14 protein-coding genes, 1 tRNA gene and 1 pseudogene are annotated in these 15,674 nt (G+C 64.1%); 4 read left to right on the forward strand and 12 right to left on the reverse strand.

What is annotated here, in order from left to right:
• The 6 genes and pseudogenes from ACIBI6_RS37845 to ACIBI6_RS37870 form a co-directional block, all read right to left on the reverse strand.
• Positions 1-317, reverse strand: a 317-nt coding sequence (locus ACIBI6_RS37845) for an ATP-binding cassette domain-containing protein (RefSeq protein WP_364359066.1), incomplete at its 3' end; no start/stop codon positions are given.
• A gap of 141 nt (positions 318-458) precedes the next feature.
• Positions 459-1,415, reverse strand: a pseudogene (locus tag ACIBI6_RS37850) (ABC transporter ATP-binding protein); the annotation flags it as partial.
• Positions 1,412-2,848 (reverse strand): branched-chain amino acid ABC transporter permease, encoded by a 1,437-nt coding sequence (locus ACIBI6_RS37855; protein WP_364359060.1) that lies wholly within the window; start codon positions 2,846-2,848, stop codon positions 1,412-1,414. The pseudogene ACIBI6_RS37850 and the gene ACIBI6_RS37855, both read right to left, overlap by 4 nt.
• Complete coding sequence (locus tag ACIBI6_RS37860) at positions 2,845-3,882, reverse strand: branched-chain amino acid ABC transporter permease (RefSeq protein ID WP_364359057.1); 1,038 nt, start codon at positions 3,880-3,882, stop codon at positions 2,845-2,847. Before ACIBI6_RS37860 ends, ACIBI6_RS37855 begins: the two co-directional genes overlap by 4 nt.
• Positions 3,883-3,979: 97 nt before the next feature.
• Positions 3,980-5,191: a branched-chain amino acid ABC transporter substrate-binding protein gene (locus ACIBI6_RS37865; protein ID WP_364359054.1), complete on the reverse strand. Its 1,212-nt coding sequence runs from the start codon at positions 5,189-5,191 to the stop codon at positions 3,980-3,982.
• Positions 5,192-5,422: 231 nt separating this feature from the next.
• A complete protein-coding gene (locus ACIBI6_RS37870) occupies positions 5,423-6,040 on the reverse strand; it encodes an ANTAR domain-containing response regulator (protein WP_040688928.1) in 618 nt (205 codons plus the stop codon).
• Between the two features lie 223 nt (positions 6,041-6,263).
• Between ACIBI6_RS37870 and ACIBI6_RS37875 the strand changes: the two genes are divergently transcribed.
• From ACIBI6_RS37875 to ACIBI6_RS37890, 4 genes are all read left to right on the forward strand, one after another.
• Positions 6,264-6,350: transfer RNA gene (locus ACIBI6_RS37875), tRNA-Leu, on the forward strand.
• 243 nt (positions 6,351-6,593) lie between these two features.
• A complete protein-coding gene (locus ACIBI6_RS37880; protein WP_396959796.1) occupies positions 6,594-7,106 on the forward strand; it encodes a monooxygenase family protein in 513 nt (170 codons plus the stop codon).
• A 240-nt stretch (positions 7,107-7,346) separates the two neighbouring features.
• A complete protein-coding gene (locus ACIBI6_RS37885; RefSeq protein WP_364359047.1) occupies positions 7,347-7,967 on the forward strand; it encodes a low molecular weight phosphatase family protein in 621 nt (206 codons plus the stop codon).
• A gap of 98 nt (positions 7,968-8,065) precedes the next feature.
• The gene (locus ACIBI6_RS37890) at positions 8,066-8,491 is read left to right on the forward strand and encodes a hypothetical protein (RefSeq protein ID WP_364359044.1); all 426 of its coding nucleotides are present in this window, start codon (positions 8,066-8,068) and stop codon (positions 8,489-8,491) included.
• 518 nt (positions 8,492-9,009) lie between these two features.
• Here the strand turns inward: ACIBI6_RS37890 and ACIBI6_RS37895 are convergent.
• The 6 genes from ACIBI6_RS37895 to ACIBI6_RS37920 all read right to left on the reverse strand — a co-directional run bounded on the left by ACIBI6_RS37895 (position 9,010) and on the right by ACIBI6_RS37920 (position 15,643).
• Positions 9,010-10,758, reverse strand: a complete 1,749-nt coding sequence (locus ACIBI6_RS37895) for an alpha/beta fold hydrolase (protein WP_396959799.1) — start codon at positions 10,756-10,758, stop codon at positions 9,010-9,012.
• Between the two features lie 205 nt (positions 10,759-10,963).
• Positions 10,964-11,872 carry an acyl-CoA thioesterase II gene (locus tag ACIBI6_RS37900; protein ID WP_364359038.1) on the reverse strand — a complete coding sequence of 303 codons (909 nt, stop codon included), beginning with the start codon at positions 11,870-11,872 and terminating at the stop codon, positions 10,964-10,966.
• Between the two features lie 82 nt (positions 11,873-11,954).
• Complete coding sequence (gene pyk, locus ACIBI6_RS37905) at positions 11,955-13,373, reverse strand: pyruvate kinase (protein ID WP_364359035.1); 1,419 nt, start codon at positions 13,371-13,373, stop codon at positions 11,955-11,957.
• A 105-nt stretch (positions 13,374-13,478) separates the two neighbouring features.
• Entirely contained in the window at positions 13,479-14,147 is a 669-nt protein-coding gene (locus ACIBI6_RS37910; protein WP_364359032.1) for an amino acid ABC transporter permease, read from the reverse strand.
• 6 nt (positions 14,148-14,153) lie between these two features.
• Positions 14,154-14,909: an amino acid ABC transporter substrate-binding protein gene (locus tag ACIBI6_RS37915; protein ID WP_364359029.1), complete on the reverse strand. Its 756-nt coding sequence runs from the start codon at positions 14,907-14,909 to the stop codon at positions 14,154-14,156.
• Between the two features lie 206 nt (positions 14,910-15,115).
• Positions 15,116-15,643, reverse strand: coding sequence for a TM2 domain-containing protein (locus tag ACIBI6_RS37920; RefSeq protein WP_364359026.1), 528 nt, complete (start codon positions 15,641-15,643; stop codon positions 15,116-15,118).
• Positions 15,644-15,674: the final 31 nt, after the last annotated feature.

The following is a 15,674-nucleotide window of genomic DNA, read 5'->3' on the forward strand; positions in this document are numbered from 1 at the left end:
TATTCCGCCTTCTGCTTGAAAGCCCTTCCGTAGCAACCCATATCGAGGTTTTCCTGGACCGTCATACCGGGGAAGACACCCCGACCCTCCGGCGCCTGGATCAACCCGTGCGTCACCCGCTCGTGCGCCTTCATCTGGGTGATGTCGCGGCCTTCGAACCTGATCTTGCCGCGGGTAAGCGGCAGCAGTCCGGACAGCGCACGCATGGTGGTGGTCTTACCCGCGCCATTGGCGCCGAGCAAGGTCACCAGCTCCCCCTCAGCGACCCGGAGCGAAACCCCGTGCAGCGCTTGGATTCTGCCGTAGTTGACGACCATATCGTCGACCTCGAGCAGCGGCGGCGCTTCGCTGAAGTCGCGCGGCCGCGGCTTGCGATGCTCGCCACCGGCCGGAGTCGGTTCCTCGACGAGCTGTTCCGGTTCGACCACTTCGGTTACGGCGGTGGTCTTCTCGGCCGCCGCGGCCTCGGCATCCGGCACTCCCAGATAGGCCGCGATCACATCCGGGTTGTCGCGGATATCCACGGGCAGCCCATCGGCGATCTTACGTCCGAACTCCAGCACCACGATCCGGTCGGTGACACCCATGACCAGGCGCATATCGTGCTCGATGAGCAGCACGGTGAACCCGTCGTCGCGGATCTTGCGGATCAGATCCATCAGCGCCGATTTCTCGCTCGGATTGAACCCGGCGGCCGGTTCGTCCAGGCAGAGCAATTTCGGCTCGGTGGCCAGCGCGCGGGCGATCTCCAATCGGCGCTGATCACCATAGGAGAGATTGCGCGCCTTCTCCACCGCACGCGGTGCGATACCGACGAATTCGAGCAGGGCCATGCCGCGCTCGATCGCATCCCTCTCCTCGCTGCGGTGCCGCGGCGTGCGGAAAATGGCACCGGGCACCGAGGTCTTATGCCTGGCGTCGGTGCCGACCACCACATTTTCCAGCGCGGTCATCTCGCCGAAGAGCCGCACATTCTGGAAGGTGCGGGCGATACCGAGCCGGGTGATCTCATTGCGCTTGGTTTTCGTCAGCGGTTTGCCGTCGAAATACACCAGACCCGAGGCCGGTTTGTAGACACCGGTAATGGCGTTGAAGCAGGTTGTCTTGCCCGCGCCGTTGGGCCCGATCAGCCCGAGAATCTCGCCGCGACGGATCTCGAAGCTGACCTTGTCCAATGCGGTCAGACCGCCGAACTGCACGGTCAGTGCATCGGTGCGCAGCAGCGGCTCACCCACCGCGGTCTCGATATCACGATGCGGCGCAACCACATCCGCGACGACCTCGGCATCGGCGAGCACCGGGATCACGGCGGTGACATCGACCTCGCCCGCGCTCTCGACCTCGGGCTGCGCCGCATAACCGGCCGCCATATCCTCGTTGTCGAACAGCGCGTCACCCGCGCCCGGCCCGGTCATCGTCCCGCTCCGATCAATTCACGCTCACCCGGTTTGCGCACGGCCTGATACACCTGCCTACCGAAGGTCAGCAGCTTCTGCCGCACCGGGAACAGACCCTGTGGCCGCAGAATCATCATGACCACCAAGGTAATTCCGAAGTACATGTACTTGAGGTCACCGAGGGACTGCGCACCGCCGACGCGGAACAGCAGCACGCTGCCGAGCAGCAGTGCACCCATGACGCCGGTGACCACCATGCCGGTAATGCAGGCGCGCCGCGGCCACGCAGCCAGACTGTCGCCCCTGGATCTCCATACGAGGACCAGTCCGACGAAGACCAGCACGTCAATGGCCAACAGGAGGTATCCGGTCGACTCATTGCTCACCAATTTCACCGACTGCAGCCGCGCGGGCAGATAGGCGATGATGAACGCGCCGAAGATGACTCCGAGCTTATTGCCCTGACCGCCGATGACGACCGCGCACAGGAACAGCATCGAATTGATGATGTTGAAGCCGGTCGGATTGATGAACTGCACCTGGCCGGCATAGATCGCACCGGACATGCCGCCGACGGCAGCGCCGATCAGGAAGGCCCACAGCTTGAATTTGAACGTCGGCACGCCCATGATCTCGGCCGCGTCCTCGTCCTCGCGAATGGCCACCCAGGCGCGGCCCACCCGGCTGCGTTCCAGATTGCCGACGATCAGCAGCACGATGATCACCAGCACCATCGCGAACCAATACCACCAGGTGCCGTAACTGGCCCGGTCGAGCAGATTCGCACTATCGGCGTTGCCGCTGTTACCGCCGGAGAACACACCCTCCGGCTTACTGGCGGACTCACCGACGTGTGGGAAGGCGACACCGGAAAGACCGAGACTGCCATTGGTGATATCGGAGAGATTGTCGGCGAGCAGTCGCACGATCTCACCGAAGCCGAGGGTCACGATCGCCAGATAGTCACCGCGCAGCCGCAGAGTCGGGGTGCCGAGGATGAGGCCGGAAATGGCGGTCACCGCGACCGCGATCGGCAGACAGGCCATCCAGGCCCAGGTCGGATTCAGCCAGCCGCCGTCGGTCTGATTCCACGGACTGTTGGGGCTGGTGAGTAGGCCGACCGTATACGCGCCGATGGCGTAGAAGCCGACGTAGCCGAGATCGAGCAGACCGGCTTGTCCGACAACGACATTCAGGCCGATGGCGATCAGGGCGTACATCGCGACCTGCGCCATGACCAGACCGAAGTTGTAGCCGGGGGTATCCAGCAGCGGCGGCGGGAAAAGCGGAAGCAGGGCGAGCAGAATGAGGATCGGTACGCCGACGCCCCATTGCGCGGGGCGGCTCAGGCCGTCCCACCAGGTCCGAATCGTATCCCCGACACCGTGTCTCGGCGCGGCCGGTTTGGGTGTCTCGGGTACGGAGTCAGGGGTTTTGGTCGAGTCGGTCATGCGCGGGCCCTCCCGAGACTCTCACCGAGGATGCCGGTCGGGCGCACCATCAGCACCAACACCAGCACGACGAACGCGACGACATCGCGCCACTCCGAACCGAGCAGCGATTGGCCGTACTGTTCCACCACACCGAGCAGGATGCCGCCGAGCAATGCGCCGCGCAGATTGCCGATGCCGCCGAGCACCGCGGCGCTGAATGCCTTGATGCCGAGGATGAATCCACCGGAGTAGATGATGCCCTGGGGAATTTTGATCGCGTACAGCAGCGCGGCCGCACCGGCGAGCACACCACCGATGAAGAAGGTCAACATGATGACCCGCTCCCGCGAAACACCCATCAGCGTCGCGGTATCGGGATCCTGGGCGACGGCGCGGATGCCGCGCCCGAATTTGGTCCGATTGATCAGCACCTCGGTCACGATCGCCAGCGCGATCGCCGCGAGCACGATCAGCATTTTGATGTTGTCGACCTCGGCGCCGAAGAAGCTGAACTGCACGCTCGGCTCGACCAGTTTGATCGGCTGCTGCGCGTTGGTGCCGCCGAGTTTGGGATTGATCTTCGGCAGGATGAAATGCACGAATTCCTGGAGCACGAACGACATACCGATCGCCGTGATGAGGAAGCTCAGCGGTTTGGCCCCGCGTTTGCGCAATGGCCGATAGGCCACGCGCTCCAATCCGACCGCGGCGCCACCGGACACCAGCATGCCGATGATCATCGCCAATGCGAGATAGGTGACGGTCAGGATGATGCCCTGGGTGTACACATCGGGATTCGCCACGAATCCGAACAGCATGAGCCCGACCAATTGACCGAACATGCCGAGCATGAATATTTCCGAATGGGCGAAATTGATCAGCCGCAATACGCCGTAGACCAGGGTATAGCCCACGGCGACCAAGGCATAGATTGAGCCGTAGGTCACCCCGTCGACGGTCAGTCGCCAGAAGTTATCGATCACTCCGTGGTAATTGAAGTCGATCGAACCGCTGGCGAGTTGTACAGCGCCAGCCAGTGCCGTTGATTTCATTCGTCTTGTGCCCTCATTCATTCGCCCACCCGACACGGCGGCACTTACGGGGATTCCCACGAACCCCTGTAGGTGCCGCCGTTCGGATTGTCTAGGGCTACTTGACCTCGTAGATCCAGATCAGTGCGTTGGTCAGTTCACCGGTCGGGTTCCACTTGTACTGACGTGCAAGACCGTTGCCGTCGTAGGACCGCACGTATTCCAGCAGGTCCGGACGGGTGAGCTTGCCGCCATCGATGCCCTTGGCCAAGATCGTGGTCAGATCGTAGCCCTCGACCGAGTACACGCCCGGCTCGGCGCCGTTGAGCGCCTTGTAGTCCGCGGTGAACTTATCCGGTGCCGGACCACACGGGCAGGACAGTACCGCGCCCTTGGACGAGCTACCGGCCTGAGCGACGAACTGCGGATCGTTGGTGCCGTCGGCGGAGACGAAGACCGCCTTGACGCCACCGGACTTCAGCTGCTGGGCCAGCGGGGCGCCCTCGGAGTAGTAGCCGGAGTAGAAGACGGCGTCCGGCGCGGCGCTGGCGATCTTGGTGACGGTGGCGGAGAAGTCCTTGTCACCCTTCTTGATGCTGGCATTGCAGGACGCGTCGTTGGCCGAGCCGAGGCCCTCGATGATCGTCTTGGCCAGGCCGGTGCCGTAGTCGGTGTTGTCCTGGATGACGCAGACCTTCTTGTAGCCCGCGGTGTTGACCAGGTACTTGCCGACCGAGGGACCCTGCACGCCGTCATTGGCCAGGCCGCGGAAGAAGCTGGTCCAGCCGTTCTGGGTCAGCGTCTCATTGGTGGCCGAGGCGGTCGTCGAGACGAGGCCGGCGTCACTGAGGATCTTGCCGGTCGCCTTGGTCTCACCGGAGAACGCCGGACCGACCAGGCCGATGATCGACTTGTCGTTGACGATCTGTGGGATGACCTGGGTGGCCTTCTGCGGGTCGCCCTCGGTGTCGAACTGCTTGAGCTCGATCTTGCAGCCCGGGTTGGCCTTGTTGTGCTTGTCCAGCGCGAGCTTCACGCCGTCGACGATATTGATGCCAAGGGCGGCGTCCGGACCGGTGAGCGCGCCCGCCATGGCGATCGCGGTGCCCGCGGGGCAGGTGGCCTTGCCGTCGCCCGCAGGGTCGGCGGCCGAGGCGCTGTCCGACTTCGGTACCTGCTTGCCGTTGGCGTCGATCTGCATGACCGGCTGGATCTTCAGACCGCCCGCGCCGCTGGTGCCGGAGGTGCCCGAGCCACCGTCGGTCGATTTATCGCTACACCCCGTCAGCACGAGCGCGGCGGCGGCACCGATGGCCAATGCACCCCGCATCGAACGACTGCGCCATGTCGAACTAAGCACGTTTCACCTCTACGTCCTGTGCTCCCCCGGGCTCTCCTCCGAGGAGGCCGACCACGTCAGCCCGGTCAGAACATAGCGTTGGTACGTTAGCTGCGCATCACATTCAGATCATCCGACCGACATCGTTTCGAATTTTTCATCGCGATCGGGTTTCCGGAAAGTAAAATTTCCGGCCTTGAACGGCCGGGGCGCAGGATGGGCCTACTTCGGGGCCAGATTTTCCAGCACCACCTCGGCTACCGCCTTCATCGTAGTGCGGCGGTCCATCGCCGTACGTTGAATCCACTTGAATGCCTGCGGTTCCGACAACCCCTGGGTCTGCATGAGCACGCCCTTGGCCCGTTCGACCAGCTTGCGCGTCTCGAGCCGGTCGGCCAGGTTGGCGACCTCACTCTCCAGTGCGGTGATTTCGTGGAAGCGGCTGGCCGCCAATTCGATGGCGGGCACCAGATCCGACTTCGTGAACGGCTTGACCAGATAAGCCATCGCACCGGCATCACGCGCCCGCTCGACCAGATCTCGCTGACTGAATGCGGTCAAAATCACAACTGGCGCAACGCGTTTCGACGCGATCTCGGCCGCGGCATCGATACCGTCGCGGCGTGGCATCTTCACATCCATGATGACCAGATCCGGCCGATGCTCCACCGCCAGATCCACCGCCTGCTGGCCGTCGCCTGCCTCACCGACAACCTGATAGCCCTCTTCGGTCAGCATCTCCACCAGATCCATGCGGATGAGCGCTTCGTCTTCCGCGACGACGACCCGCTTCGCCCCGGCGTCCCGCTTCGTGCCGGCGCCCCCTGCTGTGTTGCTCATAGGTAGACCCCTCTGGTTCCGATGCCGTGTCCCGACACGCGTATGAGTGGCCGTGGTCCGGGCACCGGTCCATCGCCCCACACTGTCGCCGTCGAGTGATGTAAAGAGTACCTTTCAGTTCGGCATACAACCCATATACCCTGCGCAAACCGGGCGACAATCACTTCTCACCCAGCCCATTCGTGATTTTCGACAGTGACCCGCTATGCTTTCCCACCGGTGCGCCGATTTGGCGGAACTGGCAGACGCGACGGTCTCAAAAACCGTTGTCCGAAAGGACGTGTGGGTTCGAGTCCCACAATCGGCACCAGGTGCACTCGTGGTCGCTCATGCCGAGCATGAGCCGACCACGTTTCGCGATTACGCCGGGAGTGCAACCCCCGGACCCCGCCCGGCGGGGCTTCGCCCCCAGACCCCCCAGCGGTAGTTACGTTATCGACGAGCCTTCGTCTTGCCGGTGCGTCGAGCCTTGCGGCGATCGAACTAGGGCGCGGGCTGTCTCGTATTTGCGGAGTAGGGTTGCAAGTGGGCAGCCCGATACGGAGGTGCCTCGATGCGGGTTAACAGGACCACTGTCGATCTGTCCGGGTATCCGGATCTGGTCGTCATTTATCTCGGGATGCGGGTGCGCAGGCCTCGCGGGATCCTGCGATTGCTCGGTCTGGGCCCGAAACTGTATCGGTCGCACGAGGATCGGCCGGATGGGCTGTTGTCGCACGAGGACGTGATCTGGTCGCTGTTTCCGCCGCATTGGGGAGCACGGCAGTATTGGCGGGATCTGGATTCGCTGGAACGGTGGACACGTTCTGCGCCGCACCGGGATTGGTGGCAGAAGTTCCTGCGCGACTCCGGCGGGACCGGGTTCTGGCATGAGGCGTATTTCATGCGCGGCGGCATCGATGCCATGTACGACGATATGGGAGCGGCCTCCGGACTGCCGCGATTCGCGCCCGTCGTGGCCTCGCGCGGTCGGATGTTCACGACCCGGGGGCGGGTGCACGGCGAGGCCGCCAGGGAGGCACCCGTGGTCGCCGAATCCACTTACTACGGTGGAGAGTCCGAGTAAATCCGATCTCCAACCGTGGCAATACTGTGATGGTTGAAACCGCTCGCGCCGGGTACGTTCAGCAGGACGCCCAGACCTCGAATACTGACCGCCTAACTGTCACACGTATCGAGCGTCTCTCTGAATACCGGGGCGTACTTTGTGTACGGCACTTGACCAGCAGATGAATATGTGTTTCGCGGGCTGTGATTCGATGTCGAGGGCCTTCTGGTCGGTCCGTGCGCGGCCTACCGTATCCGCATGCACGTCCTGTTCGTCTGCAACGGCAATGTCTGCCGTTCGGTAATCGCCGAGCGGCTCACCCACGCCGTAGCGGTCGAATACAACCTGCCCCGGCTCACCGCGGAGAGCGCGGGAACCCGTGCGCTGATCGGCTTTCCGATCGAGCCGCTCGCCGCGCGGACCATCGAGGGCCTCGGCGCCGACGCCGACTATTTCCGGGCCCGCAAACTCGAGCCCGAGCTGATCGACCGCGCGGATCTGGTGCTGGCCATGACCGAGCAGATCCGGGATCAGGCGGCGCAGATGGCGTTCGGGGCCGGATCGCGCACCTTCACCCTGTTGGAAGCACATCGCATCGCCAAGGTCACCGGCGCCGCGACGATCGCCGACCTGCACCAGGCCCGCGACGATCTCGCCCTCGTCGGCCGGGAGAATATCGCCGACCCGGTCGGACTGTCGGAAGCCGCGTTCTGCGAAGTGGGCGACCGCATCGCCGAGGCATTGGTGCCCCTACTGCTGACCTTGGCGCCGCACGAGCAGCGACGGCCCGTCGACGACGAACGCCCCGGCCTCGTAATGGCCCCTGGGGCGCGTCCCGCGCCGCTGGCCGCCTTCCTTGCCGCCCAGCGGATCCGGTGACACGCAGGGCCCGGTGTCCAATTAGCGGGTAAAGGGATTACACTCGCGCGCGGAATAACTTCCGCCGTTGATGGTTCGACACACGACAGGAATCAGACATGCCGAAACGAATTTCGGATGTTTCGCTCCATGTTTATGTGACACCGGAAACCCTCGATCGCGTCGTAGATTCGGTACGCGAGGTGGTGGACGACCACCTCCAGGACCGCGACGTCTTCGCGTGGCGCTTCACATTGCCGGTCGAGTCCGACGCACCAGAGCACCTACTACTCGAAACCCAGTGGCGCGTAGAGCATCCCGGCCAGGAGCAGCAGGCAAGACGCACCTATGAGATCGCACTCAGCCTGGTCGGTGCGCCGCGCGATCTGACCGCACCGAGCCTGAGCGCGCTGGAGAAGCGCCTGATGTTGGAAACCGCAAGCTGCCCAATGGATCTGGAGATCCCGCGGACAATCCGGGTGCAGCGCCGCGACAGCTTCGACTTCGAAACCGAGCGCGAACGGTTCCGCCTCCCCGGATATTGAGGCCATACCAGCCCGGCGGCACGGACATCGCGTACAGGTCCTACGTCGTGTGCCGCAAGACTTTTGGACGTTCCGGACGAGTTACCAGTCACTACCCCAATCTGCCTGACGTGAGAGCAAACACGCGTTCCGCAATCCCCCGCTGGTCGGCGTGTCGAATCTGTTCTACTCGGATACTGTCGTCGGCGACATCGCCTTCATCGAAGCAGTCGCCTTGAAAGACGCAGCAGATGAACGGCTTTCGCCCGGCACGGTCATCGTGGCGCTCTCACACGGGAACGTCTGGAAAGCTGGTGGGAGAGCGCGCTGCAGTTCCTGGAGGAACATAGCCGCGACAAACCCTCCGGCTATTGCCGGTCGGCTACTGAGCCCCATCTGGTGTCCGGATGGGGACTCAGTTGTTTCGCCGACGCCGCACTCTGGCCGACTCGGTCTGCGCGGTGTGCTTCATGTCCGGATACTTTGCGGCAATCTGTCAGGCCGGTGTAGGCGACCTCGCTCGCCCGTACGGGCGAAGCCTAGAAGAGATTCGGCGTCGTCGGCAGCACATCGTCGAGAAACGCAGTCACCATCGGCGCCAATACCGCTGACTCGCCGAAGATACCGATATGCGACGTCGCCGGCAGAATCACCAAGCGCGCGGCCGGAACCCTCAGCAGCGCCCCTGACGCCGCCGCTTCCTCATCGCCGCCACCGCGTAGTACGAACATCGCCAGCGCATGCTCGGGCCTCAGTGCATCCGCATCACCGGCGACGACCATCGTCTTCGCGGAAATCGAACGCATCTGCGCGTCGCTGATGTTCTGGTCATTGATCCCCAAGAGCTTCATCTTTTCGACATAGGCGTCGAACGCCGCGCCGTCCGGGGTGTGCTCCCTGAACGCCTTCTCGACGGATGTTCCGGCAAAGGCTGCGGCGCTGAGGCCCCTGATGCCCTCCAGCACCGACGGGTACCAGCCGTCCTTGCGGTAGGTGGCCGACACCGAGACCAGCTTGTCGACGAGCCTCGGGTGACGGAGCGCGAGCTGCAGCGCGACCCCGCCGCCTTGCGAGTAGCCCAGCGTATCCGCGCGCTCGACCTGCAACGCGCGCAGCAGCGCCGCGGCGTCGTCGGCGAACTGCTCGTAGGACATCTCGCGCGGAGTGTCCGGGGTGCGGCCGTGCCCTTGCTGATCGAAGACGATGACGGTGCGCGTGCTCGCGAAGGCGGACACCCACGACTTCATCGAGTCGGTGGACATGAACCCGCCGGGAATGAGCAGCAGCGGAGACGTCTTCGAGGTGCCGAGCGCGCCATACACTTCGTAATAGATGCTCAGACCGTTGAGTGGCAGGTGACCGCTGCTCGACGGCTGCGTTGCTATCACTTCGACTGGATCCTGCGTGTCTTCGGTGCCGAATTCCGGTGGTGCTTGCAGGTCGTGGGCGTGGAACAAGACGGCGTGCTCGACGCCCATGGCCTCACCGCTCATCGCGGTGAACTGCGGGATGAAGTCCTTGGGGGCGGGGTGGTCCGGGAGCGCGGCCAGGTACGCGGCGTGCGCCTCGAGGGAGGCGACGCCGCGGCGCAGCGGCTCACCCGTGACCTCGACGCCGTGGGTCGCGGAGCCGGCGAGTCCGGGGACGATGTACCAGCGCACGGAGTGCGGTTCGAGGTCGTCGTCGATCTGCTCCGGGAAGACCCACCGGTTGCCTGCGTCGCGCACTGCGTCGAGCGTCGCGAGCCCGGCCGCGCGGTGCTCCGCCTGGTCGAAGCCATAGGGCGTCTCGATTTCGTAACCGGCGCCGAGCACGACGTCGGGCTTGAACCGGCGGATCTCCCGGCAGATATCCCGGCGCAGGTCGAGGCCGTAGACGAGCACGCCGTCCGGATGTTCGAGGACAGTCAGGTGCTCGACGCCGACGGCGGCGCAGGCGGCCCGCTGCTCGGCGACGCGCAAGCGAGCCGTCTCCTCGGGATGGTTCGGCATGCCGGCCTCGCCGCGGGTGAGCAGCAGATAACCGACCTCGATGCCACGCGCGGTCCAGCGAGCGACAGCCGCGGACGCACCGTACTCCATGTCGTCTGGATGCGCGACGACACAGAGCACACGCTGGAAGGACTCCTCGGGGAGGGCAGGCAATGTCATGTCGGCCATCGTCGCGCGTCGCGGGCCCGCCGTGCTGCGTTTCAGACGCGCGCGACGATGCTCGGTCGGCGGACGGCGAGCCAGGCGGCGTGCCCTGTGGTGCGGCTGCCCTCGTATATGCCTGCGCGCCAACGGCACTCGCCCGAACGCGTCACGAAATCAACAAACTCCACACCATAACCACGGACGTCGTCGAAACCGCCCCGCAGCACCCTCAACACCCAACGCTGCCAACTCTTGACAACGAGAACCCATCGCACGCTAGTTCGATGTGAGTACAGGGAGTTACCCATGTGCTTACGAAATCAGTTGTCACTGTCCGCAAACACATGAGCACCCGAGCTCAGCGCCGCGCTGGAAAGTGGCGGATGATGCCTTCCTGGACGGTGGTGGCAAGCAATTCGCCACTGCGGGAGAAGAACCGGCCCGTGGCAAGGCCACGCGACCCGGCGGCCACCGGGGACTCGGTCGCGTAGAGCGCCCAATCGTCGAAGCGGAACGGGCGGTGGAACCAGATCGAATGGTTGATCGTCGCGGCCACGATGCGATCCAGGCCCCAGGACAGGCCGTGCGTGGTGATAATCGAATCGAGCACCGTGGTATCGGACGAATAGCCAAGCGTCGCAACGTGAATCAGCGGATCATCGGGCAGTCGGCCATCCGCGCGCATCCACACGCGGTTGTGGTTCAGCCGCTCCCCCGTGCCCTTCAGGATCCAGGCGGGGTCGTTGGTGTAGCGCATATCGATCGGATGCGGCGCCTTGACGAACATCTCCAGCTTGTCTTCCAAGCCCGCGAAGCTCTCCTCGACACGCGGCAGCGTCTCCGGATCCGGCACCACCGGCTGGGCGTGCGCGTGCTCGAGACCCTTGCCCCAATCCTGGAACGCGGCGAGCATGACGAACAGCTCCTGACCGTCCTGGGTCGCGGTGACCGTGCGGTTGGCCAGCGAGCGCCCGTCGCGGTGGCGGTCGACCTGATACTCGATCGGCTTCTTCACATCGCCACCACGCACGAAATGCGCGTTGACGGCGTGCAGCGGACGGTCACCGTCGACCGTTCGCCCCGCCGCCATGATCGCCTGCGAAACCAGCTGACCGCCGAACGTGCGGCTCCAAACCTTCTCCGGATGCTGGCCGACGAAGACATCCTCCTCGACCTGTTCCAGATCGAGCAATCCGAGCAGCACATCGAGGTCGGTACCTTCCGCTGCCGCGCTGAGGCCGACAGCGCCACCCAGCGAAGCGCTCACAACTGCGCCTCGCTGACGCTCGGCCCTGTTGCGACCGATGGCGTTGCTGTGTTCTCGGTTCGTTCGCTGCGCTCACTCACGGCTAATGGTCCTCCTCACCGATACGGTGCACATGGATCAGATTGGTGGAGCCGACAGTACCGGGCGGGGAGCCTGCCACGATTACCACCAGATCACCTTTTTGGTATCGCTTCATAGACAGCAGTGCTACATCCACCTGGTGAATCATCGCATCGGTGCTGTTCACTGTCGGGACGATGAAGGTTTCGGTGCCCCAGGTGAGCGACAGCTGGCTGCGCACTTCGGGAAGGGGGGTGAACGCCAGCAACGGCAGCGGGGTGTGCAGACGAGCCAGGCGGCGAACCGTATCGCCGGACTGGGTGAAGGCGACCAGCGCCTTGGCATTGAGCCGCTCGCCGATATCGCGGGCAGCGTAGGAGATGACACCGCGCTTGGTGCGCGGCACGTGGGTCAGCGGTGGCACCCGGGTGGATTCGGTCTCCACCGCGTGCACGATCCGCGCCATGGTGCGAACCGTCTCGATCGGGTACGCACCCACCGAGGTCTCACCCGACAGCATTACCGCGTCGGCGCCGTCGAGCACCGCATTGGCCACATCGGAGGCCTCGGCGCGGGTCGGGCGGGAGTTCTCGATCATCGACTCCAGCATCTGGGTCGCGACGATGACCGGCTTGGCATTCTCGCGCGCCATCTGGATGGCCCGCTTCTGCACGATCGGCACCTGCTCGAGCGGCAGTTCGACGCCGAGGTCACCGCGGGCGACCATGACCGCGTCGAAGGCCAGCACGATGGCCTCGAGATTGTCGATGGCCTCGGGCTTCTCCAACTTGCCGATCACCGGAACACGGCGGCCGACCCGGTCCATCACGTCGTGCACCAACTCGACATCCGAGGGAGAACGCACGAAGGACAGCGCGATGAAGTCGACGCCGAGCTTGAGCGCGAATTCGAGGTCATCGATGTCCTTCTCCGACAGCGCGGGCACGGAGACGTCCATACCTGGCAGCGAGACGCCCTTGTTATTGCTGACCGGTCCGCCCTCGGTCACTCGGCAGACGACGTCGTTGCCCTCGACCCGAATGACCGTGACGCCGACCTTGCCGTCGTCGATGAGCAGGCGGTCGCCCGATTTGGCGTCCTTGGCCAGCTCCTTGTAGGTAGTGGAGACGCGATCGTGGGTGCCTTCGATCTCGTCGACAGTTATGCGGACCTCTTCACCGTTGGCCCATACGGTCTTGCCCTCTGTGAAGCGGCCCAGCCGAATCTTCGGTCCCTGTAGGTCGGCGAGAATGCCGACCGCCCGGCCGAGATGGTCCGAGGCCTGCCGCACCTTCTTGTAGTTCTCGGCATGGTCGGAGTGTTCGCCATGGCTGAAATTCAGCCGCGCCACATCCATGCCGCTCTCGACGAGTTCCCGAATACGTTCCTCGGTAGCGGTCGCTGGGCCGAGAGTGCACACAATCTTCGTCCGTCGCATCACGAGTAGAGCCTAGTCCCGTGTAGTACCCCTGGCCTGCTGTGGCCTCGGTGAAAGCTAGGTGAAAAATATGTACGAAGGCTTAGCGGAAAGTACAAATGGGCCTCGTCAGCGTGCGACATGGCGGGACAGCCGAGTTTCCAGGCGGGTCTGGCCGAAGCCGAGGACCAGACAGATCACCCAGTAATACAACGCGGCGACGCCGTACAGGGCGAAAAAGTCGAAGGTCGGGGCGGCGGCCAGCTGCGCGGTGCGCAGTAGTTCGGTCACCAGGATGGTCGAGGCCAGCGAGGTGTCCTTGACCAGGGAGATGAGCGTGTTCGACAACGGCGGCACGGCAATGCGCGCGGCCTGCGGCAGGATGATCAGCCGCAACTCCTGGGCATACGACATGCCCAGCGCCTTCGCCGCCTCCCATTGCCCTTCCGCGACGCTCAGGATCGCGGCGCGCACGACCTCGGCGGCGTAACCGCCGACATTGAGGCTGAAGGCGATCACCGCCGCCGGGAACGGATCGATGACGATATCGAACTGCGGTAGCGCATAGAACACGATGAACAGCTGCACCAACAGCGGTGTGCCGCGAATGATCGAGATGTAGAACCGTGCGGGCGCCGAAAGCAACCACACCGGCGACATTCGCGCCAGCGCTACGAACAACGCGATGACCAGACCGATGACGAAACTGATGGCGGTGAGCGGGATGGTCTTGTCGATCGTGGCCTGCAGCATCGGCCACAGGTTGTGCCAGATCAGTTCCCTGGTCGCGGGATCCACGGGCGGTTATTTGCTGACGTCGGTGCCGAAGTACTTTTCCGAGATTTTGGCCAGCGTGCCGTCGGCGCGCAGCTGATCGAGCGCGGTATTCACCTGGCCGATCAGCGCGTCGTCCTTGCGGGCGGCGAAGGCCTGATTGCTGACCTCACCGGCCTTGGCGGCGATCTTGACGCCGGTGTCGCCGTTCTTCTTGATGTAGTCGAGCGCGACCAGGCTGTCGTTGACGGTCGCGTCGACGCGGCCGGTCTTCAGCAACTGGACCGCCTGCACGAAGCCCTCCACCGCCTCGACCTTGGCACCCGCGCCCTGGGCGACCTTGGCCCAGTTACTGGTCGCCGACTGCGCGCTGGTCTTGCCGTTCAGGTTCGCGAGCGAAGTGATGTTGTTGCTGTCCGCGCGGGTGAGGATCACGCCCTCGGAGGTCGTGTAGGACTGCGAAAGTGCGTACTTGGCCTTGCGCTCGTCGGTGATCGACACCTGATTGGCGACCAGATCGAAGCGCTTGGACTCGAGACCGGCGAAGATCGCGTCCCACGGCGTCTGCACGAACTCGATCTTCTTGCCGATCTTGTCCCCGACCGCCTGGATGACCTCGACGTCGTAGCCGGTGAGCTTGCCGTCCGAGCCCTGATAGCTGAACGGCGAGTAGGTGCCTTCGGTGCCGACCTTCAGCACGTTCGGATCGCTGCTGCTGCCGCAGGCGGTGAGCCCGGTAGCGGTGACGATGGCGAGCATGGCGGCGGCGAACAGCTTGCGACGCACTGAAGTCCCTCTCTTCGGTGTCTGGACTATGAGCAACATCCACACACGACACAAAAACCCGGCTCAGGCTACGCCAGGAAAATGCCGACCGACAGTATTGCGATCATGGTGCGCCGAATCCTCGCACAGCGTGCCGGAAATGGCGACGGGCCCGGCCGCATCGTCATCCGATGCGACGGGGCCCGTCGGTCAACTGTTCGCGGCGGTCAGTCGCGCAATGGCCGCCCGAGGCTGTCGGGCACCTTGCCGGTCAGCATCATAATGCCGTCGATCAGCGGCCAGATACCACCGAAACCACAGGTCAGCCAGGTGACAGCGATCTGCGCCACGGCGATGCCGGTGTGCCCGGTGTAGAAACGGCCGATACCGAATCCGCCGAGGAAGATCTGCAACAGACCGGCGGTCAGCTTCTGCTTATCCGAGAACGGCACGCCGAACGGGTCGCGACCGTAGGGCGCTTCCGGATCGTTCGGGTTGTAGCCGCCGCCCTGATACGGCGCAGGCGGGTAGCCGCCCGGCTGCTGACCGTAGGGATCGGGCTGACCGTACTGCGGCTGGCCGTACTGCGGCTGGCCATACTGGGGCTGACCGTACTGCGGCTGCTGCTGGTTGTACGGATCCGACGGATACTGCTGTCCCGGTGCATCGGGCTGCTTGTTCAGGTCCGGCCCCGTCCCGGGCGGACCGTACTGGGGGCCGCCGAAGCCTGGCTGGTTCTGGTAGGGGTCGGTCACTAAATGTCCTCCATCATTCGTGCATTTCGAC

Origin of the sequence: Nocardia sp. NPDC050412, assembly GCF_044458825.1 — a bacterium.
In the GTDB taxonomy this organism is placed as follows: domain Bacteria; phylum Actinomycetota; class Actinomycetes; order Mycobacteriales; family Mycobacteriaceae; genus Nocardia.

What these genes read in the sequence shown, in the direction of transcription:
- ACIBI6_RS37855 (WP_364359060.1), bottom strand. Translation starts at nt 2,848, where the DNA reads ATGACCGACTCGACCAAAACCCCTGACTCCGTACCCGAGACACCCAAA.
- ACIBI6_RS37860 (WP_364359057.1), bottom strand. Translation starts at nt 3,882, where the DNA reads ATGAAATCAACGGCACTGGCTGGCGCTGTACAACTCGCCAGCGGTTCG.
- ACIBI6_RS37865 (WP_364359054.1), bottom strand. Translation starts at nt 5,191, where the DNA reads ATGCGGGGTGCATTGGCCATCGGTGCCGCCGCCGCGCTCGTGCTGACG.
- ACIBI6_RS37870 (WP_040688928.1), bottom strand. Translation starts at nt 6,040, where the DNA reads ATGAGCAACACAGCAGGGGGCGCCGGCACGAAGCGGGACGCCGGGGCG.
- ACIBI6_RS37880 (WP_396959796.1), top strand. Translation starts at nt 6,594, where the DNA reads ATGCGGGTTAACAGGACCACTGTCGATCTGTCCGGGTATCCGGATCTG.
- ACIBI6_RS37885 (WP_364359047.1), top strand. Translation starts at nt 7,347, where the DNA reads ATGCACGTCCTGTTCGTCTGCAACGGCAATGTCTGCCGTTCGGTAATC.
- ACIBI6_RS37890 (WP_364359044.1), top strand. Translation starts at nt 8,066, where the DNA reads ATGCCGAAACGAATTTCGGATGTTTCGCTCCATGTTTATGTGACACCG.